The following is a 23,624-nucleotide window of genomic DNA, read 5'->3' on the forward strand; positions in this document are numbered from 1 at the left end:
AAGAAGGAAGAAGGAAGAAGGAAGAAGGAAGAGGGGATGGGTGTCAACTTAAGGTCAAATTTAGTACCGAGCTACTGTTTGACGATGATTGTCCAGATCCCCTGAGAGTTGGGGGGAACCGGACCATTCTCTTTAGTTTCCATTCTTAACGGGAATGCCAGCGGGCTCGACACTCGCGTCTCAACAAGATTTATCAACGGTTTTAGGCTAGTGTTGACACCAATGGTAAGAGGGAAAATGGCTTTCTTTTCGCGATCGATCCATAACATAGCAACCGCCCTGATGATTAGGACGTTCTTAATTGCTCAAACGATTGTTTTTCTTGTCGAATGCCGAATCACGAATGCTCTACAAGCGTCAGATCGTGGTAAACAGGCATGGAGGCCACTATTTCCTCTGTTTCTTTTCTTCCTCTGCTGTTCCACAATTTCTCGATCGGGCGAACCCTCTGCGATCGCGAAATCTTTTGTAAAATCTCACCACTTAAATTTTCATAGTTTCATTAATTGAGATTAAAGTAGTATAAAAGCTTTCATTAAAAATCATAATTAGTTTAAGGAAGGAAATTCTGTGCAACTAAAAACTAAAGTGACCATCAGGCGTGCAACTGGTGGATTTGCTCTGATTGACAGCTTGATCCGCCACGGTGTCAAGCATATTTTTGGTTATCCCGGCGGTGCAATTCTGCCGCTTTACGACGAACTCTACCGCGCAGAAGAAACTGGCGCTATCAAACATATTCTGGTGCGGCACGAGCAAGGTGCTGCTCACGCGGCCGACGGGTACGCCCGCGCTACCGGAAAAGTTGGGGTGTGTTTTGCTACTTCGGGCCCCGGCGCAACTAATTTAGTGACGGGGATTGCGACGGCCCACATGGATTCGATCCCGATGGTAATTATTACCGGTCAGGTGCCCCGTCCGGCGATCGGCACTGATGCGTTTCAGGAAACTGATATTTATGGGATTACCCTGCCAATTGTCAAGCATTCCTATGTAGTGCGCGACCCGAGAGATATGGCGCGAATTGTGGCAGAAGCTTTCCACATCGCGAGTACAGGGCGGCCGGGGCCTGTTTTGGTTGATGTGCCCAAGGATGTGGGTTTAGAAGAATTTGACTATCTGCCCGTGGAACCCGGATCGGTGAGAATTCCGGGCTACAGGCCCACGGTGAAGGGAAATCCTCGGCAAATTAATCAAGCAATTCATTTGCTGCAGGAAGCAAAGCGTCCTTTGCTGTATGTAGGCGGCGGGGCGATCGCAGCGGGGGCCCACGAGGAAATTAAGGAACTGGCCGAACTTTTCCAATTGCCGGTCACGACAACGCTGATGGGCAAAGGTTCCTTTGACGAAAACCATCCTTTGTCGGTGAAAATGCTGGGGATGCACGGCACTGCTTACGCTAATTTTGCCGTTACCGAGTGCGATTTGCTGATTGCTGTCGGGGCGAGGTTTGACGATCGCGTGACGGGCAAATTAGACGAGTTTGCCGCGCGCGCTAAGGTGATTCACATCGATATCGACCCGGCGGAAGTAGGCAAAAATCGCGGCCCTGACGTGCCGATTGTCGGAGATGTCCGCCAAGTTTTGCTCGATTTGCTGCGCCGCTGTCGGGAAACTGGAGTTTCGGGGAAGACCGGACAGACTGCGGAATGGCTGCACAGGATCGATCGCTGGAAAGAGGACTATCCGTTAGTTGTGCCTCATTACCCAGACATTTTGTCTCCGCAAGAGGTGATTTCGGAGTTGGCTACTCAAGCGCCGGATGCTTACTACACAACAGATGTCGGTCAACATCAAATGTGGTCGGCTCAATTCTTGAACAACGGGCCGCGCCGCTGGATTTCCAGCGCTGGTTTGGGCACGATGGGTTTTGGGCTGCCGGCGGCGATGGGCGCGAAAATGGCCCTACCCGATGAGCAAGTGATTTGTATTGCTGGCGATGCTAGCGTGCAAATGAATATTCAAGAGTTGGGAACCTTAGCACAATACGGCATTAATGTCAAGGTTGTGATTGTAAATAATGGCTGGCAAGGCATGGTGCGGCAGTGGCAGCAGGCGTTCTATGGAGAGCGTTATTCGTCGTCGAATATGACTGTGGGGATGCCGGATTTTGTGATGCTGGCTGAAGCTTATGGCGTGAAGGGGATGCTGGTTTCGCGGCCGGAGGAACTCAAAGATGCGATCGGGCAAATGCTCGCTCACCAGGGCCCGGTGCTGATGAACGTCAAGGTGACGAGGGACGAAAACTGCTATCCGATGGTAGTTCCAGGTAAGAGCAACGCTCAAATGGTTGGTTTGCCCGAACGCAGCAAGTTGCAATCTGCGGAGTTGATTTATTGTCCAAGTTGCGGGGCTAAGAATGTTTCAAGCAATAAGTTTTGTCCTGAGTGCGGGACAAAAGTTTAACGAGTTTTGAGTGGGGACTTAGGCTGTGCCTATTAGTCTCAACTTAAGGTCAAACGTAGTCCTAGACTGCTGTTTATCGGCGAGGCCAGATCCCCCTAAATCCCCCTTAAGAAGGGGGACTTTGAGATCGCTCCGGTTCCCCCCTTCTTAAGGGGGGCTAGGGGGGATCTGGCCTCGGATAACAGCGAGAGATACAAAGGTTTCAGACTTAAGTTGACACATATCGGCAATGCCGTCTCTTTACCCGGATCTGCTGTTTCACATTGAAAACCATCTCCGCTGGCATCGCATCGAGAGCTTTAATCTGTAATTTATAAGCATATTTTATGAGCCAGTGTCTAAACCCTGACTGCCTATGGCAAAACCCGTCTGGCTATACAAAATTCTGTCAAAAATGTGGGAATAAACTGCTGTTGGGCGATCGCTACCGAGCCCAAAAAATCATTGGACAAGGAGGCTTTGGGCGCACTTTTCTAGCTGTTGACGAGTATAAACCCTCAAAACCACCCTGCGTTATTAAACAATTTTACCCCCAAGCTCAAGGCACTTATAGTATCCAGAAAGCTGCTGAGTTATTTGAGCTTGAAGCAGTACGCCTAGAACAGTTGGGTAAACATTCTCAAATTCCCGATTTATTAGCATATTTTAGTCAAGATGGACGGCAGTATTTAGTCCAAGAATTCATCGACGGTGAAAATTTATCCCAAGCACTAGAATCTCAGGGATATTTTAGGGAAACGCAGATTCGCGAGTTGCTTAATAATTTACTACCCACCTTCGAGTTTATTCACTCTCGCCAAGTCATTCACCGCGATATCAAGCCCGAAAATATTATTCTTAGGCAAGATGGGCAACTGGTTTTAGTTGACTTTGGTGCAGCGAAATATGCTACACAAACTGCTTTATCTGTAACGGGAACTGCGATCGGGACTCTTGGATATACGGCACCGGAACAAGCCGCGGGCAAAGCCATTTATGCTAGTGATATTTATAGTCTGGGTGTCACTTGTCTGTATCTGTTAACTCAGGTTGAACCGATTGATTTATTCGATACAAGCGAGATGGAATGGGTGTGGCGAGAACACTTAAAAGCATCTGTCAGTTCGGAACTGGGCGTGATTTTAGATAAAATGATACTACCTGCTAGTAAGCGACGTTATCAATCTGCTACTGAAGTGTTGCAGGCTCTTGGTACTCGATCACCTCAATCATCACCTCAATCATCACCTCAATCATCACCTCAAACACCTCCACCGTCAACAGACTCCCTTAAATCTGCGCTGGGTGTTGACTATACTCGTCTGCGGGATTTATTAGCAGCAGGGAAGTGGAAAGAGGCGGATCACGAAACACTCAAAGTGATGCTGAAAGCTGCTAGACGGGAGAAGGAAGGTTATTTCACTAAAGACTCGATCGAGAATTTTCCTGGCGATGATTTGCGGACGATCGACCAATTGTGGGTAAAATACAGTCAGGGTGAATTTGGCTTTAGCGTCCAGAAAAAAATCTGGTTAGAAATAGGCGGTAAAGTTGATTACGACACTGAATGCAAGCTAGGCGATCGTGTCGGTTGGCGAAAGAGGAGTAAGGGGAGGAAAGATTGGTTGAAGTACGATGACCTGACGTTTAATCTAAAGCAAGCACCACGGGGGCACCTCCCGTCGTGTGCGCGTGTGTTTGCGTGGGAGGGAGGAGGATTGGGTTGGGTTGTTGGGGTGTTGGGGTGGTTAGGGTTGGTTGTATGGTTCTCTCTTCTTTCGCATCGAGAGCTGTAAGCTGTAATCTATAGCGATTTCAGCCCCTTTTCAAGTCTTTTCGCTCGAACCTTTTTTTACGAAATTATCGATTTTAGTCATTTCATTACCTGCTAATTGGATGGGTTTCACAAAGACACGACTTACCAACTAAGGCCAAAGAAACCGGGTTTTTTGCCTAATCTGTGGGTGACAACGAAAGATGTTCGTAAAAACCCGGTTTCTGACCACCCGTGGGTATCAACTAATGCGTTATGCCATTCTAATTGAAAAAACACCCAATAACTATTCAGCTTACGCGCCCGATTTACCCGGATGTGCAGCCACAGGCGCTACCCTTGCGGAAGTACAGCAGCAAATTAAAGAAGCGATCGAATTTCACTTAGCAGGATTGCGAGAAGAAGGTTTACCGATTCCCGAACCAACTACGCTTTGTGACTATGTAGAAGCACGATAATCTCAGAAACCCGGTTTCTTGATTACACACCCTACAACAACTGTCAACTGTCAACTGTCAACTGTCAACTGCTATAAATGAATCTTTATTTGGGAATAGATTTTGGCACCACGGGCGCTCGATCGACAATCATCGACTCCCAGGGTACAATCCATTGCGAGACAGAACATACTTTTGCCAACGCACAACAGTCGGAATTGCCCTCCGTGTGGCAAAATGCGCTGTGGGCTGTAATTGAGCAAATCCCCCCAACCATCCGCAATCAGGTAAGCGCGATCGCCCTTGACGGCACATCCTCCACTGTCATGCTGTGCAATACCAACGGTATACCAGTATGCGAACCCATTTTATACAATGATGCGCGCGGTGCAGCGGTGACAGAGAAGTTGCGGGCGATCGCCCCTGCCAACCACACAGTATTAAGCGCTACATCCAGTCTGGCTAAACTCTTGTGGTTTTGTAGGGGCGGTGCCCCCGTGCCCGCCCTCTTCGATGGATGGGGCGGGCACGGGGGCACCGCCCCTACGGTTTTCCTGCATCAAGCTGACTGGCTGGCATGGATGCTGCACGGGAAATTAGGAATTAGCGACTATCACAATGCTTTGAAACTCGGTTTTGATGTTGATACTTTGTGCTATCCGAATTGGCTAACACAGGGAATTGCGGGCGCTGCAACTCCTGAATTGCCGCAAGTTGTCGCACCGGGCACGCCTGTGGGGGAAGTGAAAGCTCAAGTGGGCGATCGCTTCGGTTTTCCCCGCGATTGTATGGTTTGTGCTGGGACAACCGATAGCATTGCAGCATTTCTGGCCAGCGGTGTCAATTCACCAGGGGAAGCAGTAACTTCTCTCGGTTCTACACTAGCAGTCAAACTGTTAAGTCATACCCGCGTTGATGATTCAACATACGGAATTTATAGTCACAAATTAGGCGATTTGTGGTTAGTTGGAGGCGCTTCTAATACGGGAGGTGCGGTGCTGCGAAACTTTTTTACGGATGCTGAGTTAGATAATTATAGCACACAAATTGATCCAGCACAAGAGAGTTTGCTGGATTATTACCCATTGTTGAACAAGGGCGATCGCTTTCCGATTAATGACCCGAATTTGCAGCCCCGACTCGAACCGCGTCCAACTGATTCAGTGGAATTTCTGCACGGTTTGCTAGAAAGCATAGCGCGGATTGAAGCGCGGGGATATCAATTATTGCAAGAATTGGGTGCAACTCCTTTGACAAAGGTTTATACTGCTGGCGGCGGCGCTAAAAATGCGGTTTGGAATGCGATTAGAAAGCGTTATTTAAAAGTCCCTGTGGAAACGCCAATTCATACTGCGGCTGCTTATGGGACGGCGTTATTAGCAATGCGGGGTGCGATGGGGATATAATGCTAATTTTCGCGCACCATCCACACTAAAAATCCCAATATTTTATCTACGGGAGGTAGCGGATAATCGGTAAGATCGATCGTCACTATTTGCCCTTCCAGCTTGAGAAACCGCCAAGCTGTGCCGCTGGAAACGCAGCCGTAGATGGCTGAGATCGATCGCCCTTTCGCTTCATTAAATCTCTGGGCCGCCACCATTTCAGCAATACATTGACCCAAACCTACTTTCAAATCTCCTTTTTTAGCTTCCACCATCACAATTACCGGGGCCTCAACGTCTAATTGTTCCGGGGAACGGCTGATGATAAAATCGCAAACTCCTGTAAGTCCAACAGCCACATCAACATTAAATTCCTCACCCGAAAACACGCTGATTTGTTGGTTCAGAATCCTGCGAACTTCCAGCAGTACAGGGTTAATAATGGCTTCAGAACGGGCCTTTTCGGTGCTAGTGGCTATCGCCCAAGGCAAATTTGTCTCCAGCATGGTCTGCAAGGCTGTTGCGGGTGCGATCGGTTCGATTTCCGGCAGAAATCTGATTCCTTCCACTACTGTGAGATTGAAGGCTTCTTTAACCTTGCCGATTGTCGTAAATTGACTGTAAGACATAAGAGTTTATGTTTTGATATCAATTCCGGTTGTACTGGAATGATTGTTGACTGTTGACTGTTGACTGTAGAAGGAGGGGTCGAAAAACTGAATGGTTGAGTGTTAACTGTTGACTCGATTTTATTATTCCGATGCAACCGGAAACGATATGATTTCTGCTTTTTTATAAGACATCTTCAATAACTATTGTGGGGTGGGCTTCTAGCCCGCCCCAAAAAATACAGCTATTTCCAGAACAGCTTATTAATTAAACTCGCTGCAACTTAGCCGTCCTCGGATCGATGATTTTTCGACCCAAACCGGAAAACTTAATTGCCAGATTAGTTTTATCACCTTCTCCCAAAACGTGCGTAATTTCTCCAACTCCAAAAGCATGATGAAAAACCCGTTCGCCAGTTTTCCACTCTGCTGATTGAGAATTCCCAGAATTAGCTGCTGAATTATTAGTTTTTCCTTTAGATGCAGCCGTTTTCCCGGCTTTAGTTTTCTTCGCACTTCCAGCCAGCAAATGTGTCGGCAATTCCCCTAAGAATAGGGAAGGGGTGCAGTGTTCCCGGAAACCTCCCCAAAGGCGGCGTTCGCGAGTGTGGGTGAGAAATAGCAATTCCTGGGCGCGAGTGATGCCGACGTAGCACAAACGGCGTTCTTCTTCGATCGCTTTCGGGTCGTCTAAACTGCGGAAATTCGGAAATAAACCCTGTTCCATTCCGACTAGAAATACTACGGGAAATTCTAGCCCTTTTGCGGAGTGCAGCGTCATCAGCGATACGCGGGAATCTTCTTCCTGCAAGTCATCTAAATCGGATGCTAAAGATGCTTTTGCTAAAAATGATGTCAGCGTCGCTTCTTCGTTTTGTTCTTCAAATTGCAGCACCGCATTGTACAATTCTCTGACGTTTTCTATGCGATTTTCGGCTTCCTCGGTTCCTTGATTTTTCAAATCTTCAATGTAGCCTGAATCTTGGATAATTCCTTGGACAATTTGCGAAGCGGGCAGAGTTTCAACTTGCGATTGCCAACGACCAATCATTTCGGCAAACTTAATAATAGCTTTTGCCGATCGCCCTGCTAGAGTATTCACAGAAGATTCATCGCTGAGGATTTCCCACAACGGAATCCCCAATTGAGTTGCAGCGTCTTCGACTTTGGAAAATGTGGTATCGCCAATGCCGCGGCGGGGATTATTGATGATGCGTTTGAGGCTGACGCTATCGTCGGGATTGGCAAGCACCCGCAGGTATGCTAGGATATCTTTGATTTCTTTGCGATCGTAAAACTTCAGGCCACCGACAATATTGTAAGCAATATCTAAACGCATTAATGCTTCTTCAAAGGAGCGAGATTGAGCGTTCGTGCGGTAGAGAATCGCAAAGTTACTGCCGTTTTCGTATTCGGAGTTTTGGCGCTTTAAGGAATGAATTTGACCTGCTACAAATTCCCCTTCATCTAATTCGTTGTCGGCGCGCCAGACAACAATCGGAGCTCCCGGTTCGCGAGTCGGGCGCAGAATTTTTTCGATGCGTTCGGTATTGTGTTCGATCAAGTGGTTCGCGACTTGCAGGATGTTTTCGCGCGATCGATAATTTTCCTCTAATTTTACCATTGTCCGAGTTTTCTCGTCTGACAAACCATCGCCGAAATCCTCTTGAAATTCCAGCAATATGGTATAATCAGCCATCCGAAAACTGTAAATTGATTGATCGACATCGCCCACAACAAAAATCGAGCGGTTTTGCCATTTATCGAAGTTTTTCGGGTCGGCGTTATTTGTCACCAACATCCGAATCAAATCGTATTGAGTGCGGTTAGTATCTTGGTATTCGTCAACTAAAATATGGCAAAACTTTTTATGCCAGTAACTTAATACTTGCTCGTTTTGGCTCAAAAGTTTAACGGGAACAAGGATTAAATCGTCAAAATCTAGGGCATTGTTGGCTGCTAAAGCATCTTGGTAGCGACTGTAAACATCGGCAATTACACGACCGCGATAATCCGGTTCTGCTGCTTGGTATTCTTGAGGCGACAAGCCTTTATTTTTAGCGTTGCTGATAACGTAGCGGACTTTGCGCGGGTCAAATTTCTTATCGTCTAAATTTAGGACTTTGGTAACAATTTGTTTGACAAGAGTTTGAGCATCTGACTCGTCAAAAATCGAAAAATTTTTCTTCCATTGGCGGCCTTTTTCGTCTTGGTATTTTTCAATATCGTAGCGGAGAATGCGGCCGCACAAAGAGTGGAAAGTCCCCATCCAAATGTGCTTGGTAATTCTTTGGTAAATTTGCGATCGCAATTTGGTTTGTACATCCGGGGCTAAGTCTACCAAAGGTTTGCCATATTCCGCTTCAGCTTGCTGAGTTGCCAGCAATTTCTCAATTCTTTCTTTCATCTCCCTGGCGGCTTTATTTGTAAATGTCACCGCCAGAATATTTTCAGGATCAACTCGATGGGTGCGAACTAAGTTAGCAACTCGGTAAGTTAGAGCTCTGGTTTTGCCGGAACCAGCGCCCGCTACTACTAACAGCGGCCCGTTATAATGGGCGACTGCTTGGCGCTGAGATGGGTTGAGGTGGCTGAGGAAATCAGTGGTTTGAGTCATAGGTAGAAAGTTAGTTTAATTTTTTAAGGGGGTAAATAATACTTGGTATGCGATACCGGGAGTTCTTTTAACGTAAGGTGCGCCTAGCGCACCCTATATTATAACTAGAATGGTGATTTTTTAAACTTTAAATATTTTTTGGTCACGCGATTTGTTTAAGGTAAGGTGCTCGGCGCGCACCCTACACTATAAATAGATAGGTAATTTTTTTTAACGTTTAAATATCCGTGTCAGCCAAATTGCTGCTAATATTCCCAAGCCAATCCAAATGGCAATAATCACAACAGCCGCAGCCCGATTTATCGGTTTTCCTCGCTCTATTTCTGCGGCTGCTTTTTCCCGACACTCGGCTAAAACCTGTGGCGGAATCATCTTCAGTACCAGCCAAATTCCCAAAGGTACAATTATCAAATCGTCCAAGTAGCCGAGAATCGGTATGAAGTCAGGAATTAAGTCGATCGGGCTAAAAGCGTAGGCCACCGTAAGCCCTGCTAAAATTCTGGCGTACCAAGGTACTCTCTGGTCTGTACTGGCTAAATAAACAGCGTAAGTCTCTTTTTTTAGTCGGCGGGCAACTTGTTTTAAGGATTGCATATAATGACTAATGACTAATGACTAATGACTAATGACTAATACTTTTTTTAGTTGCTAAAAATGTAACCACCCGGATATTTAGCAATTTCAGTGGGAAGGTAAAGTATAGCATCTGTTGTATGTGAGGAGAATCAAGTTTATGAGTTCAAATTTGCAACGTGGCGATCGCATTAATTTCCGTAGTCTGCTAACAGCGTTGTGTTTAACCTTAACTCTCGTCAGTTTCGTGAGATTAGATCCGGCGGCTGCTCAAGAACAGCGGATCAGAACGCTGACTGTTACTGGGCGGGGTGTCGAAGCGATTCCTACAACTCAAACGCAAGTGCGGCTGGGGGTTGAGGTGCAGGGGAAAACGGCGGCCGAGGTGCAGCAGGAAGCGGCGAGACGATCGTCCGCTGTGGTAGAGTTGCTGCGATCGCGCCAAGTCGAAAAACTCGAAACTGCAGGCATCACCCTCAGCCCGACTTACAGCTACGAAAACAACCAGCAGCGCTTGACGGGCTATACAGCGACGAATACCGTCAGTTTTCGGATTAATACTGCATCTGCTGGCACTTTGCTCGACGATGCGGTGAATGCTGGGGCTACACGCATCGACGGCGTGAGTTTTGCCGCTACCGACAGTGCGATCGAACAAGCTCGAAAACAAGCACTCCGCAAAGCAACTCAAGATGCTCAATCGCAAGCGGATGCAGTCTTGAGCGCCCTGAACCTCAAGCGGGGAGACATTCTGGGCATTCAAGTCAACGGTGCGATCGCGCCGCCTCCAATGTACCGACAATTGGCTGCTCCTCGCATGGCTGCTGCTGATGCTACAACGCCTGTGGTGGGGGGGGAACAGCAGGTAGAAGCCTCTGTGACTTTGCAATTTGGATATTAAATAGTTAAGGGTTGAACTGGCCACATCAGCTTAACCCTAACTCTTTCTCGATTTATCAAGCAGCTTTTTGTACAAAAAACTTTAGCCGTTTTAACCACTTCTGCCAGTAGTCTAGAAACGGAATCTCTCCTTCTTCAGGGGGAGAGTTCCTCAATAAATAGACTCTCTGTTAAACCGTAGGTGATCGCATTTCTCATACACAGAAAAGAGTGGACTCTTTTCTCAGATCCACTCTCTGTTAAACTCTCTTAGCCCTAGCTTTAACAAGCTAGAGTTAAGTCCTTACTTTACCTAGTCCTTAATGATTCTCTTGTCATGAATGACCACTTTGTCCTTGAGTTCAGGATTGCCGGAGATGTGAATATCGCTATCCTTATTTCCCTCTGCGTCGGATTCGGCTAGATATTGGGCAGATGACTTAAAATCGTGCGCTGCACGTTTAGCAGATTCGGCTGCATTTTGGGCAGATGATTTTAAATCATGCGCTGCACCTTGAGGAGATGGGGTTGCATTTTGGGCAGATGACCTAAAATCAGGCACTGGAGGTTTAGCAGATTGGGCTGCATTTTGGGCAGATGACTTAAAATCATGCCCTGCACCTTGAGGAGATGGAGTTGCATTTTGGGGAGATGACTTAACATCCTGCTTAACATCCTGCGCTGCACCTTTAGCAGATTCGGCAGCATTTTGAGCAGATGACTTAACATCCTGCGCTGCACCTTTAGCAGATTCGGCGGCGCTTTGAGCAGATGACTTCATTGATTCCGCTGCACTCTTGCCAGATGACTTAAGCGATTCGGCTGCACTTTTTATAGATGGCTCAACTGCTTTCGCTGTATCTTTTACAGTCGATCTAAGATCCTTAGTTGCCCCCTCAATTTCCTGAGCTACAGCTTTGGCAGAAGGCTTAATTTCATCGGCAGTGCTCTTAATAGAATCCGCTGCACTTTGTACAGAAGGCTTGATACCTTCGACTGTCTGCTTGACAGAATCTTTGACTTCTCTAATCGTAGGTTTGACTTCCTCGGATGCGCTCTTGACTGCTTCTACTACAGAAGGCTTGGCTTCCTTAACTGTCTGATCGACAGATTCGGCTATACTTTTAATCGAAGGCTTAGTTTCCTCAACAGTCTCCTTGACTGCTTCTGCTGTAGCTTTGATAGATGGTTTAACTTCCTCAGCAGTTTCCTTTGCTACTGTTCCTAGCTCTTCTACAGTGTGTTTAATACCGTCTGCTACAGTGTGTGCTGCATCCCCTAAATTATCTACAGCACGGTTCACAGTATCAGCAGTACCTTTACCAATCATAGCGCCAGCAACTGAGCCTGCTACAGCACCAATAATGCCTCCAGAGCGAGCACCGAGTATACCACCGACTGCTGCTCCAGCTATCCTCGCACCAATGCCTGAGCCTGATGATTGATCTTCCTGTGATTCTGCATTTTCGTTAGTCTGAGCCTGAAGCTGCTGGTTTTCGCTATTGTCAACATTCTTTTTCTGGAAGTCAGGATTGGCTTCAGGTTGCTTAAAAGGCTGTTTATTATCAGTCATAGATATCCTTGGGTATTACTGCTACATTTACTAGGCTAACTATATACTTCTCAGAAAATCTACTGCCTAAGAATTAGATTTTGACTGTTACTTAAGAAGTAGATTCTCACAGGTACTGACCACTACGGGGCTAGCGGCTCGCTGTTCATTCGACATTGAATAAGCTGAAGGCGCGCGAGCGGACATCGGGCAAAGTCTTAGCTTAGCGAGCCAAAAATAACTCATCTCTACAGACTTGTTTACTGATTTAATGATTCTCAATAAATCTTTTAAATAAATAGTGATTTCCAGGTGGGAACTTAAATTTAAAACACGAGGTCAATATAAAAAAAATATTTAAATTTACAAAAAAGAAATCTACTATTTAATTATTTAATTAAGTGATTTGTTTTGTATATGTTGCTGATTTACGCTAGGAAAGGCTAAATATGCAAGTCATAAAAACCAGTATCGACACAGCTTGGGGATTTTCAAATGATTTTTTTCATACCCTGATTAAGCAACGCCCGATTTGGGAGTGATCTAACTCACGAACGATCTCTTGGAACAGCAACTTGACCGCTTTAGCCGCCAGAGGCGATCGCACTTACCTCTAATTTTGCATAAGTTCGATCGATCCCTAACTTTTAGCGTGACATACGGCAAAGTGCCGTATACAATGGATAAATGAGATAAACCGTATTTTGTATGACTAAAACTACTAAATCGGAACCGTCAGCCCGATTGGAGGCTCGTATCAGTCCAGAGATTAAAGCCCTTTGGCAAAAAGCCGCTGACTTAGAAGGACGTACCTTAACAGATTTCGTCATCGCCAGCGTTCAAGCAGTCGCTTCCAAAGTTATTGAACAGCACCAAAGACTGAAACTTGACGTTGACGACAGCGAGGCTTTCGTAAATGCCCTCCTGAATCCAACCCAGCCGAATCAAGCTCTCAAAGCAGCAGCCTTGCGCTACAAACAAGTGATGGGCGATGGTACTCACAATTGAACTCTTAGATAGCAGCAGACATCACAGAGAGCTTTTTTGTTGTGGACAAGATAGTTTGGACAACTACATCCGTAAACAAGCTTCTCAGGATCTCAAAAAGAAAGTCGCAATCGTATTCGTTTTAGTGGAGTCTTCCAACACTGATGTAATTGCCTATTATACGCTTTCTGCATACACCATTGAACTCGCAGATTTGAATGAATCTTTTGCATTTGCAAAAAAGCTGCCCCGCTATCCCCTTCTACCTGCTACATTGCTCGGTCGTTTGGCAGTCGATCGTACTTGACCTTGGTCAACATCTCGGTGAGTTGATTCTGATAGATGCTTTGACAAAAGCACTCTTGGCAACTGCACAAGTTGCATCTCTAGCTGTCATTGCAGAAGCTCTGGATGAGCCAGCAGCCAATTTCTATCAAAAATATGGTTTTCAAAGGTTTAAACAAAACCCGATGAAGCTTTATCTACCAATGAAATCGGTTGAAGAACTTTGTCAAAATTCTAACATTTAGTTGATTTTGTTAAAAACCGATCGCCCATCCCACTCCGCAACCCCGCCCGCAACAACCCCCACAAATCCAATTACTACCGGATCAGCGCTCAAAGTACCCGATATCGACTACAGTAAACACAAAATATTATTGGCGGTGATTTGAGTGATTGAGACTTTAGCAACAGGAATCGCAGCAGCCGGTTCGCTGCTAGCATTGGGCGGATTGGGCCTAGAGTTGAACTATCGCCGGACTGGAAGTCCAAATAAACTAGAACTAACAGCCGGAGAATGGCACTTAGCCATCTCCGAACCCAACCGCTATCTTTTGGTGGGGGAAATGGAGTTCCGCAACCTGACACAGCGGTTTGAGATTATGTTGCCGGAAGTGCGGGCACAGGTGAAACTATTGTCAGACGGAAGTTTGGATGGCGTTACCTCCCAGACAAAGGTGATTCCTTGCCACAAAGACGCAGCAGCCAGAGCAGACGATTACTGGTTCGGCTATATTGTTAAAGCCCAAAAAAACACAAAAATTAAAGTTTCTGTAGACATTCAAGGGCAAGATTTAACCAAATTGCAGTCAGCTTGGGTGCAAATACATTACGTCACCTACGGCCCAGGCGGCCGCATCCCGAAAGTCCGTAACGTAGTAGTTCCCCTACAATTTCCCAACTCGGACACGGTACCCATCGCCAGAAATGTCGGAGTTGCAGAAGTCTTGCCGATTCGCACCCACATCCTGACGGAATTGGACAATCCCGTCGAAATTGTCAAGCGGTACGTGCTGCCGCGCGCCCAGAAAGGCGATATTGTCGCCCTGGCAGAAACTCCCCTAGCTTTGATGCAGGGACGCTATCGCCATCCCAGCGAAGTCAAACCCGGATGGGCGGCAAAGCGAGTGTGCTTGTTTTTCTTGCCGATGTCGAGTTTGGCCACGGCTTGCGGAATGCAGACGTTGGTTGATGTAGTAGGCCCTTGGCGCGTAGTAGCGGCATTTGCGATCGGCGCTGTGGCTAAAATATTCGGTAAACCGGGAGTCTTTTACCAACTAGCAGGGGAACAAGCAAGGCTGATCGACGATGTTACCGGGACTTTGCCTCCCTTCGACCAATTTATTGTCCTCGGCCCGGACAATCCCCAGCAAGTTGTAGAAGAAATTCAACGAGAAACCGGACTTGGGGCGGCGATCGTAGACGCTAATGACTTGAAAGCAGTTAAGATATTAGCAGCGACCTCCGATTTATCGGTAACATTCTTAGAGGAAGCCTTGCGAAGCAACCCCGCCGGGAATGCTGACGAGCGAACACCAGTCGTTGTAATTCGACCTCTGCCACAAAAATCTTGAGTTGAAAACAGAAAATTAAAAATTCAAAAAGATGATTTGAAATTTTTAATTTTCGATCGAGCAAGAAAGGGAGAAGAATCAAAAGTTATAAGTTTTGAACTCAAAATTTACCCATTCAAAACTCAAAACTTCTCTAACTCTTCCCCTTTCTGAATTTTTATTTTTAAATTTCCATTCTCCACTTTTATGCTATGACTTCATTTCCCTCCCAAAACCAAAACCAGGTTGTGATTCGCCCGTTTCAGTATCGCGACATCGAGGTGATGGAACAACTGTGCGCGGAAACAGCCGAAGAGCCAGAAAACCGCAAGGGCGCAAGCTGCGACGTGGTACTAGGTAGAAAGTTGCAGCAGATTCGTCGCTGGTACGGACTACTAAAGATTTTTAGCTTGTTTCCCAACCCTTGTCAGTCCCTGTTCCGTGCCCACGTTGCCGAAGAAGAGGGGAGCGTTAAGGGGATAATTCAGATTTCTCCTTTCAACCGCACCCGCAGCACTTGGCGGATCGATCGCATCGGAGTAGACCCGGAAGCCCGCAGCAAAGGAATTGGTTCAATGCTGCTGCGGTACTGCTTTGAGGCAGTCTGGGAGGCGCGGACGTGGCTGTTGGAAGTGAATGTCGGTGACACAACTTCCTTGGCTTTGTACCGGCAAAACGGGTTTCAGCCTTTGGCCCAGATGACTTACTGGACGATCGCCCCAGAACGCCTGCAAGAAATGGCCAACTCGACGCCAGATTTGCCCAACCTGCTGCCGGTCAGCAACGCCGACGCTCAGTTGCTCTACCAACTGGATACCGCGTCTATGCCGCCGCTGGTGCGCCAAGTATTCGATCGCCATATTCAAGATTTCAAAACCAGTTTTTTCGGCGCTTTAGTCGAAGGTGTCAGACAGTGGCTGGGCAAAACCGAGGTAGTCAGCGGCTACGTGTTTGAACCACAGCGCAAAGCCGCGATCGGCTATTTTCAGGTGCAGCTATCCCGCAACGGCCAGCAACCGCACGTCGCCCAGTTGACTGTACACCCGGCCTACACTTGGCTTTACCCAGAACTACTGTCCCAGATGGCGCGCCTCGTTCAAGATTTCCCAGTTCAAAGCCTGCAACTGGCTTCCGCTGACTATCAGCCGGAACGGGAAGCTTATTTAGAGCAATTTGGAGCAGTGCGCGTGGAACACAGTTTGCTGATGTCGCGATCGGTGTGGCACAAATTGCGCGAGTCCAAGTTGGTCTCTCTCGAAGGACTCCAGCTATCAGAAATGCTGCAAAGCTTCCAGCCAACTCGCAAACCAGTACCGGGCCGGATGTCCTGGCTCGGCCCGATGGCTGGGGAAGCCACAGCAGGGCCCGCGTCGTCTGAGATTAAACCGCTGTTGACTGACTCAGGAAACAGCCAAACGAATCAAGTTAACCCCTTGGGCGGTCAGAATTCCGAATCAGCAGCAACGGATGGCAGCAGCATTTTGCCTTTAAATTTGTCGGATTTGCCTCTAGACGGGGGCTGGCCCGGAGAACTCAATTCTTAATAAGTGAAAGCAGAAGGTAAAAGGTATAAGACAGAAAAAAATAAAATTAGTCATCCAATAAATTTATTTTTTCTGTCATAATCCCAAAATATCCCTTCTGCTTTTGATTATTGATACAAACCTAAGATTACCTATCTTCTTCTTAGTTTATTCTCTTATTATTTTGCGTTATTCGCGTTTTCGCGGTTCGTTAAATAAGATTATTTCCGCAAAAAAACAGTAAATCTAAAATCTAAAATCTAAAATTGATTGATTGATAATGTCCAACGATAAATTATGGATTTCAGCACTGGGATTAGATATCGGCCTCAAACGAGTCGGCATCGCCGGATGTGACGGCACCGGTTTAATAGCTACGGGAATTACAACACTGGTACGATCGTCCTTCGATCGAGACGTAGCTTATCTCCAAGAACTCGTGCGAGAGCGCAGAGTGCAAATTTTGGTGGCAGGCTTGCCCTACTCTCTGAGCGGAGAATTGGGCGCTCAAGCCCGACAGGTGCAGAAATATGCCAATCGCATCGCCACAGCCCTAGAGATCCCCCTAGAATACGTGGACGAGCGCCTGACTTCGGTTGAGGCAGAGGAATTGATGAAAGCTTCAGGGGTTTCGCTGTCGCAAAATAATAAGGGTGCGATCGATCGCAAAGCAGCAGCCCTGATTTTGCAGCAGTGGCTAGACGAGCGGAGGCAAAATATCTCCGCCCTTCCCAATCCTTGATAGGTGGTAACAAAGGCGTGATATCCTGGTTGTGCAAGTTTGCTACGCACACCTGTAACCCTTGACAAAATGGAGAAAATTCTGCTGTACCTCGGTACTGAAGAAGCACAAAATCGTGATTTGTCCTCAGTGTCGCTTGCTGACTCGACTGAGATTTAAACGCTGCACTCCTCGCCTGTGGAAAAGGTCGCGAGTCTCGCGGTTTAAGCTGGTGGACTGGCGATCGCCCACTTAGCCAGAATATCGCCACGAAAATTCCCAATTGTCAAGCAAACGTTACTGAATTATTGACGGAAAACTAAGATACACGCGATGTCCTCATCCCCATACCGCAAAAAAGAGAATGGCAATTCCAACGAAGAGTCCGTCACCCTGACGGATGAAGTTGGGCGATCGCTGACTTGCAACATAGAATATTCTATGAACCTAGAAGGTCAAGAATACGCTTTGCTGCTTCCGATTGACTCACCCGTAGAAATTTTTACTTGGCAGGGAGACGATAACGACGAAGCCGCAATTCCTGTAGAAGACGAGACCGAAATTGACAAAATTTTTGAGACAGCTAAAGTTGTCCTGCAAGAGCAGAACTTGACGCTCCGACGCACAGCGGTGACGCTGACTGTGGTTGGCGAATTGCCGGAATTTCCCGAAGAGGATATGGCATCCGATGTCGATCCAGATGAGGAGTCGGAGTTCGAGGAACTGATGTGGCTGACCAGTTTCTACCACGAAGAACAGGAATATGCGATTTATACGCCTCTAGACCCGTTCTTTATTTTGGCTAGAATGGATGACGACGGCAAGCCAGAATTGCTCTCGGAAGAAGAGTTCCAAAGGCTGGAACCGATGTTACCTATGCTGGAAGACCAGTTCTTTGACGAGCTTGATTAGATATTAATTGCAGGCACAAGGCCTGATGGCAAACAGCAGAATTTTTTACTATCTTATAAAAAAGTAAACTGCTCGCCCGATCGAACTTTTTCGAGATGGCAGCTTCTGCCTCCGCGATCGGGCTTTTGAATTGGGCCGCGTGAATTGGGTCTTTTAAAGGGCTTGTATTCGTAACTTTTCGGTCATCAATCGCAGGTCATCAGTCATTAGTCGCTAGTTAACCGCCGCTTATCCAGGACAACGGACTGTCACTAACCCCAGCCTGAAGACGGGGGGCTTGAAAAGAGGCAGACTCACCACCTTCTTAATTCAGGACTAAAAAAGTGTCTAGCCAATTACTGAACTGCCTGGGAGTGGTATCCCGCAAGACGTTAAGAATGCCTCCCTAGTTTTTAACCTCTCTGGTGGTCAGTGGCGAAGGGAAATATACACCTAGAAATAGGACTTACCGTCAATGTTTGTACCAGTTGTAGGCAGCAATAACCGTCCCCTGATGCCAACTACCCCTGCTCGGGCTAGACGTTGGATCGAATCGGGCAAAGCTACGCCGTTTTTTAAAAAAGGAGTATTTTGTGTTCGACTGAATGCAAAACCTTTAAGCCACAACTATCAACCAATTGCAGTTGGCATTGACCCAGGTAGTAAGCGTGAAGGATTTACCGTTAAATCCAGAACGCATACCTACTTAAACATCCAAACCCATGCAATTGATTGGGTAAAAGATCGCGTTGAGGTCAGACGAAATATGCGACGTGGTAGGCGGTTTCGCAATACTCCCTGCCGTCAAAACCGAACTAATCGCTCGGTCAATAAAAATCGCATCCCCCCATCGACTAAAGCGAGATGGCAGTGGAAATTAAGGATTGCCAAATGGTTGACCTTGATGTTTCCGATATCGACATTTGTTGTAGAAGACGTTAAAGCAAAAACCTGGAAGGGATCTAAGAAATGGAATACAAGTTTTAGTCCTCTGGAGGTAGGTAAACGATGGTTCTACTCGGAAATTGAGAAAATTGCTCACCTGGAAATTAGGCAGGGCTTTGACACCTGTAAAATGCGTCAAGATTTAGGACTCCTCAAGTCTAAACAAAAGCTGTCAAACTTGTTTGAGGCTCATTGCGTTGACTCTTGGGTATTAGCTAATTGGTATATCGGAGGACATATCCAGCCCGATAACGCCAAGCTAATAGAAGTAATCCCTTTGGAGTTTCATCGCAGACAGCTCCATCGTTTGCAGCATTCCACTGGTCATGTCCGCTCTCGGTACGGCGGAACTTTAAGTGCAGAATTTAAGCGCGGTTCAATCGTTAAACACCCTAAATATGGGTTCTGTTATGTTGGGGGTTGGCAAGAGTCGCCAACAAAGAAAGACCCACACCGAAAAACAATTAGTTTGCACGATCTAAAAACAAGCAAGCGATTGTGCCAAAATGCAGCGCCTACAGATTGTAAGTTTTTGTCTTACAATTCGTGGCGCTCCGCAAATTAATCTGTAAAGCCCTGCTAGAAGCACGGGGTTTCAAACCCAGAAATTTCGATGAATAAAGAACAAATGACAAAAGGCAGCGCGCGCGAGAGCCGAAAAGGTACTCCGCAAGTCTCTAAATGGTTGTTTTATCTGGCGTTGCTGCCGGCAATCTGGGGAGTTTGCGCTTGGCAGGGCTGGGCTTGGTGGAGCTGGGCTTCGGCGCCGCCTAAAATCACATCCTCATCGGGCAATCCGGCAGAGGATGCTGCTATTTCGATCCAAATCCCGGAGGGTACTCCCAGTCAAAAAATCGGCCGGGATTTAGAGGCAGCGGGGTTGATTCGATCGAGCTCGGCATGGAATATGTGGGCCCGCTGGCTGACTCTGCAAAACCGCGAGGGAGGTTTTCAAGCAGGAACTTACCAACTGTCGCCGACTCAGCCTCTGAGTGCAGTTGCTGACAAAATTTGGAAGGGCGAAGTCGTACAGCAGAGTTTCACGATTCCAGAAGGATGGTCGCTGCAACAAATGAGCGCTTATTTTGAAGCGCAAGGTTTTTTCCCGGCGAAGGAGTTTATGGCGGCCGCGAGTCAAATTCCTTACGCTCAATACCCTTGGCTACCGAGCGGATTGCCTCATTTGGAAGGTTTTTTGTACCCGGATACTTATCAGCTAGACGGCGATAGAATTACTCCTCAAGCTGTGATCACACAAATGCTCACCCGTTTCGAGCAGACAGCTTTGCCGGTATATCAAAAAAATCAGAATAATACGAAGCTCTCTCTCAAAGAATGGGTGACTTTGGCCAGTATTGTAGAAAAAGAAGCTGTGGTTGCTTCCGAGCGGAACCGCATTTCTGGAGTGTTCAACAACCGTCTGAAAAAGGGTATGGCGTTGGGCTCTGACCCGACAGTTGAATACGCTCTCGGCATCAGGCAAACTAAGGAAAAGCCTCTGACTTTTAAGCAAGTAGAAACGCCTTCTCCTTACAATACTTATATAAATCCAGGACTACCCCCAACTCCGATCGCATCTCCGGGAATCGCCAGTCTGGAAGCGACTCTGACTCCGGAAAATACAGAATACCTGTATTTTATGGCGCGGTATGACGGCACTCACATTTTTAGTCGCACTCTGGCCGAACACAATGCTGCTGTGGCTCAAGTTGACCAAAAAGTGCGCTCGACTCAATAGATGGGCAATGACTAATACAAAAGTAAAAAGTCAAAAGTAACGAAGGAAAAGCAATAATTATTCACTTTTGATTTTTTACTTTTTCAATCTTTAACTCCCAATTTCTTATTTCTCAATCTAAAATCTAAAATCTAAAATCTAAAATCATTATGACTTGGGGTAAACTACTACAGCCTGACTTAGTTCTAGGCGATTCAGTCATGAAGTTAACGGCTGATATTCTGGAGAAATATCAGATTAAAGGATTAGTGTTGGATGTGGACGAAACTCTTGTTCCCATTACGGCAATGAATGCTTCTCCTGAACTCAGCTTGTGGGTACAAGAAATTAAACCCGTAGTATCGCTATGGTTGGCAAGCAATAATTTAAGTCAAAATCGGATCGGTCGAATTGCTGATTCTTTGAATCTACCTTACATCACTGGTGCTGCTAAACCGTCGCGCCGCAAGTTGCGAACAGCAGTGACGGCGATGAATTTGCCGGTGGAACAGGTGGCGATGGTGGGCGATCGACTTTTTACTGATGTTTTAGCAGGCAATCGTTTGGGTATGTTCACTATTTTAGTGGAACCAATGGTTGATGCTGGGTATGCGCTTCGCAAGTATCCGGTGCGCTCTTTTGAAGTTTGGGTTTCTCAAGCTTTGGGGGCATCTCTGAAAATTAAAGATTAAAAATGGGCATTGGGCATTGGGCATTGGGCATTGGGAATTGGTAATTATGAATTGGGAATTGGTAACTAATGGCAACAGACAACAGTCAACAGTCAACAGTCAACAGTCAACAGTCAACAGTCAACAGTCAACAGACAACAGTCAACAGTCAACAGACAACAGTCAACAGACAACAGACTAAAACTATTGTTGTTAAAATTGGAACTTCGACTCTGACTCGATCGACTACAGGAAACTTAGCTCTTTCAACTATTGCTGCATTGGTCGAAATTTTAGCTGATTTGCGGCAGCAAGGCCATCGAGTAGTTTTGGTTTCTTCGGGTGCAGTTGGGGTTGGCTGCGCGCGCTTGGGTTTGACGGAACGCCCGCGAAACATTGCTATGAAACAGGCTGTGGCGGCTGTGGGCCAAGGGCGACTGATGCGGGTGTACGATGACTTGTTTACTACTCTGCAACAGCCGATCGCTCAAGTATTGCTCACTAGGGGCGATTTAGTGCAGCGTAACGGTTATGTTAACGCTTGCAATACTTTTCAACAACTGCTCAGGTTGGGCGTGATTCCGATCGTCAATGAAAACGATACTGTGGCGGTAGACGAACTCAAATTTGGGGATAACGACACGCTTTCGGCGCTGGTGGCGAGTTTGGTAGAAGCAGATTGGTTGTTTGTACTCACAGATGTCGATCGGCTGTATTCCGCCGATCCGCGCAGCAATCCCGACGCGCAGCCGATCGCCCTAGTCCAAAGTATGGCACAGCTCACAGAATTTCAGGTGCAAACAGGAGATTCCCGCAGCGGTTGGGGAACCGGCGGAATGGTGACAAAAATTGAAGCAGCCAGAATAGCAACTGCATCGGGAGTGCGGACTGTCATCACGGACGGCTGCTTTCCTGGTAATATCGAGAAAATACTTAACGGAGAGTCGATCGGCACTCAATTCGAGCCTCAACCGCGCCCTGTAAACGCTCGCAAACACTGGATAGCTAACGTGCTAATTCCGGCAGGAAAACTATATTTAGATGCGGGTGCTGTCAAGGCAATTTCCCACGGCGGAAAATCGCTTTTAGCTGCGGGTATTGCTCAAGTAGAAGGAGAATTCCAAGCTGATGATTCCGTGCAGTTGTGCGACGCAGCCGGCAAGCAAATTGCTAGAGGACTTGTGAATTATAGCAGTTTAGAATTGAGACAAATCCAGGGCTGCAAGTCAGAGAAAATTGCTGAGATTTTAGGCTATGCAGGCGTAGAAACGGCGGTACACCGAGATAATTTAGTGATTGTTTAAACTAACAAATATCGAGAAAGTCGATCGGGCAATGAGCGAAGGCAGAAATTGAGGATATTTGCAGCACAGTCTTGCAAGAATTTGTTTGGCTGTGTCGTAATAGCTCGTTCATCGCTTCTGTAAACAGTTCAAATACATTTTGTGCTAATTCTAAAGCTGCTTGGCATTCCGCATTAGTAAGTTTGATCTCTGCTAAAAGTTGCAACATCTCTGGCGTGTTTAAAAGGTTATAATTTTCTAAACCCCCATAACCTCCTCCAAAATCAACAGATTCTTTTTGGTTAATTTGCTGTAATTCCATTACCACTGTTAGCGCCGCTTCAAAAAAAACTTGGGCCGTTCCTTCTAGGGCTTCCACTAACACCAGTTTCTGAATGGGAGAGGCTTTCCAAGCGTAGCGTTCGAGCACTGAACATAGCGATCGAGTTTTTTTAGTTTCTTCACCCCAAAGCAGCCTGAAATCGCCGTAACTCATTAATTGGTTTAAGCCCAGTTCCTCTAGATATTCTAGATAGTCGTGCCAATAATAGTTTTTTTTATAAGTATATTTATTAATTAGTTCCTGAACTTTGCTATTACTAGAAGATTCTCGCAGTACATATTTATTTAAATCGCTCAATCCCACAGCCAAAGGAGCGAGTACAGGTGCATAAATTAGTCGTTGATTCGCGTGAATTTGTTTATTGGCTAGAAAGTCAAACAAGGGCAATTTTGCAAACTCTTGCTTTTTGGGTTCAATGAATGCTACAATGGCTTCCATACTTTTTTCGCCTGAATAGTTGCTGTCAAGATAATCTTCCTACCTCTGTTAATTATCTAT

The 23,624-nt window shown here is 46.5% G+C and carries 21 protein-coding genes; 16 read left to right on the forward strand and 5 right to left on the reverse strand.

The window, feature by feature from the left end; all coding sequences use genetic code 11:
- The first annotated feature begins 570 nt into the window (after positions 1-570).
- The 4 genes from ilvB to QUB08_RS01375 all read left to right on the forward strand — a co-directional run bounded on the left by ilvB (position 571) and on the right by QUB08_RS01375 (position 6,002).
- Positions 571-2,406, forward strand: a complete 1,836-nt coding sequence (gene ilvB, locus QUB08_RS01360) for a biosynthetic-type acetolactate synthase large subunit (protein ID WP_333222779.1) — start codon at positions 571-573, stop codon at positions 2,404-2,406.
- Positions 2,407-2,732: 326 nt separating this feature from the next.
- Positions 2,733-4,181: a serine/threonine-protein kinase gene (locus QUB08_RS01365; protein ID WP_333222781.1), complete on the forward strand. Its 1,449-nt coding sequence runs from the start codon at positions 2,733-2,735 to the stop codon at positions 4,179-4,181.
- A gap of 226 nt (positions 4,182-4,407) precedes the next feature.
- Positions 4,408-4,617, forward strand: coding sequence for a type II toxin-antitoxin system HicB family antitoxin (locus QUB08_RS01370; RefSeq protein WP_333222783.1), 210 nt, complete (start codon positions 4,408-4,410; stop codon positions 4,615-4,617).
- 77 nt (positions 4,618-4,694) lie between these two features.
- Positions 4,695-6,002, forward strand: coding sequence for an FGGY-family carbohydrate kinase (locus QUB08_RS01375; protein ID WP_333222785.1), 1,308 nt, complete (start codon positions 4,695-4,697; stop codon positions 6,000-6,002).
- Between the two features lie 2 nt (positions 6,003-6,004).
- On the opposite strand, the gene QUB08_RS01380 is transcribed toward QUB08_RS01375, so the two are convergent.
- From QUB08_RS01380 to QUB08_RS01390, 3 genes are all read right to left on the reverse strand, one after another.
- Positions 6,005-6,610 (reverse strand): hypothetical protein, encoded by a 606-nt coding sequence (locus QUB08_RS01380; RefSeq protein ID WP_333222787.1) that lies wholly within the window; start codon positions 6,608-6,610, stop codon positions 6,005-6,007.
- A 247-nt stretch (positions 6,611-6,857) separates the two neighbouring features.
- The gene (gene pcrA, locus QUB08_RS01385; protein ID WP_333222789.1) at positions 6,858-9,206 is read right to left on the reverse strand and encodes a DNA helicase PcrA; all 2,349 of its coding nucleotides are present in this window, start codon (positions 9,204-9,206) and stop codon (positions 6,858-6,860) included.
- 210 nt (positions 9,207-9,416) lie between these two features.
- Complete coding sequence (locus QUB08_RS01390; RefSeq protein ID WP_333222790.1) at positions 9,417-9,800, reverse strand: YkvA family protein; 384 nt, start codon at positions 9,798-9,800, stop codon at positions 9,417-9,419.
- Positions 9,801-9,939: 139 nt separating this feature from the next.
- Here QUB08_RS01390 and QUB08_RS01395 point away from each other — a divergent pair, with 139 nt between their 5' ends.
- On the forward strand, positions 9,940-10,680 hold the full coding sequence (locus tag QUB08_RS01395) for an SIMPL domain-containing protein (RefSeq protein ID WP_333222792.1): 741 nt from the start codon (positions 9,940-9,942) through the stop codon (positions 10,678-10,680).
- Between the two features lie 291 nt (positions 10,681-10,971).
- Here QUB08_RS01395 and QUB08_RS01400 read toward each other — a convergent pair whose 3' ends face one another.
- Positions 10,972-12,231, reverse strand: a complete 1,260-nt coding sequence (locus QUB08_RS01400) for a hypothetical protein (RefSeq protein ID WP_333222794.1) — start codon at positions 12,229-12,231, stop codon at positions 10,972-10,974.
- A gap of 687 nt (positions 12,232-12,918) precedes the next feature.
- On the opposite strand from QUB08_RS01400, the gene QUB08_RS01405 reads away from it, so the two are divergent.
- The 11 genes from QUB08_RS01405 (at position 12,919) to proB (ending at position 22,804) form a co-directional block, all read left to right on the forward strand.
- Positions 12,919-13,218 carry a DUF1778 domain-containing protein gene (locus QUB08_RS01405; protein WP_333222796.1) on the forward strand — a complete coding sequence of 100 codons (300 nt, stop codon included), beginning with the start codon at positions 12,919-12,921 and terminating at the stop codon, positions 13,216-13,218.
- Entirely contained in the window at positions 13,202-13,504 is a 303-nt protein-coding gene (locus QUB08_RS01410; protein ID WP_333222798.1) for a hypothetical protein, read from the forward strand. Before QUB08_RS01405 ends, QUB08_RS01410 begins: the two co-directional genes overlap by 17 nt.
- Before the next feature lie 55 nt (positions 13,505-13,559).
- Entirely contained in the window at positions 13,560-13,727 is a 168-nt protein-coding gene (locus tag QUB08_RS01415) for a hypothetical protein (protein ID WP_333222800.1), read from the forward strand.
- 144 nt (positions 13,728-13,871) lie between these two features.
- On the forward strand, positions 13,872-15,053 hold the full coding sequence (locus tag QUB08_RS01420) for a F420-0:Gamma-glutamyl ligase (RefSeq protein WP_333222802.1): 1,182 nt from the start codon (positions 13,872-13,874) through the stop codon (positions 15,051-15,053).
- A gap of 191 nt (positions 15,054-15,244) precedes the next feature.
- Entirely contained in the window at positions 15,245-16,576 is a 1,332-nt protein-coding gene (locus QUB08_RS01425; protein WP_333222804.1) for a GNAT family N-acetyltransferase, read from the forward strand.
- 259 nt (positions 16,577-16,835) lie between these two features.
- Positions 16,836-17,297, forward strand: a complete 462-nt coding sequence (gene ruvX, locus QUB08_RS01430) for a Holliday junction resolvase RuvX (RefSeq protein ID WP_333222806.1) — start codon at positions 16,836-16,838, stop codon at positions 17,295-17,297.
- Between the two features lie 312 nt (positions 17,298-17,609).
- Positions 17,610-18,188, forward strand: a complete 579-nt coding sequence (locus tag QUB08_RS01435; RefSeq protein WP_333222808.1) for a DUF3727 domain-containing protein — start codon at positions 17,610-17,612, stop codon at positions 18,186-18,188.
- Between the two features lie 454 nt (positions 18,189-18,642).
- On the forward strand, positions 18,643-19,677 hold the full coding sequence (locus tag QUB08_RS01440; RefSeq protein WP_333222810.1) for an RRXRR domain-containing protein: 1,035 nt from the start codon (positions 18,643-18,645) through the stop codon (positions 19,675-19,677).
- Between the two features lie 48 nt (positions 19,678-19,725).
- Positions 19,726-20,850, forward strand: coding sequence for an endolytic transglycosylase MltG (gene mltG, locus QUB08_RS01445; RefSeq protein ID WP_333222812.1), 1,125 nt, complete (start codon positions 19,726-19,728; stop codon positions 20,848-20,850).
- 149 nt (positions 20,851-20,999) lie between these two features.
- Positions 21,000-21,521 carry a YqeG family HAD IIIA-type phosphatase gene (locus QUB08_RS01450; protein ID WP_333222814.1) on the forward strand — a complete coding sequence of 174 codons (522 nt, stop codon included), beginning with the start codon at positions 21,000-21,002 and terminating at the stop codon, positions 21,519-21,521.
- A 68-nt stretch (positions 21,522-21,589) separates the two neighbouring features.
- Complete coding sequence (gene proB, locus QUB08_RS01455; RefSeq protein WP_333222816.1) at positions 21,590-22,804, forward strand: glutamate 5-kinase; 1,215 nt, start codon at positions 21,590-21,592, stop codon at positions 22,802-22,804.
- Position 22,805: 1 nt separating this feature from the next.
- On the opposite strand, the gene QUB08_RS01460 is transcribed toward proB, so the two are convergent.
- Positions 22,806-23,564 carry a hypothetical protein gene (locus QUB08_RS01460; RefSeq protein ID WP_333222818.1) on the reverse strand — a complete coding sequence of 253 codons (759 nt, stop codon included), beginning with the start codon at positions 23,562-23,564 and terminating at the stop codon, positions 22,806-22,808.
- Positions 23,565-23,624 lie beyond the last annotated feature (60 nt).

The sequence above is a fragment of the Microcoleus sp. BR0-C5 genome (assembly GCF_036705045.1).
Classification (GTDB): domain Bacteria; phylum Cyanobacteriota; class Cyanobacteriia; order Cyanobacteriales; family Microcoleaceae; genus Microcoleus.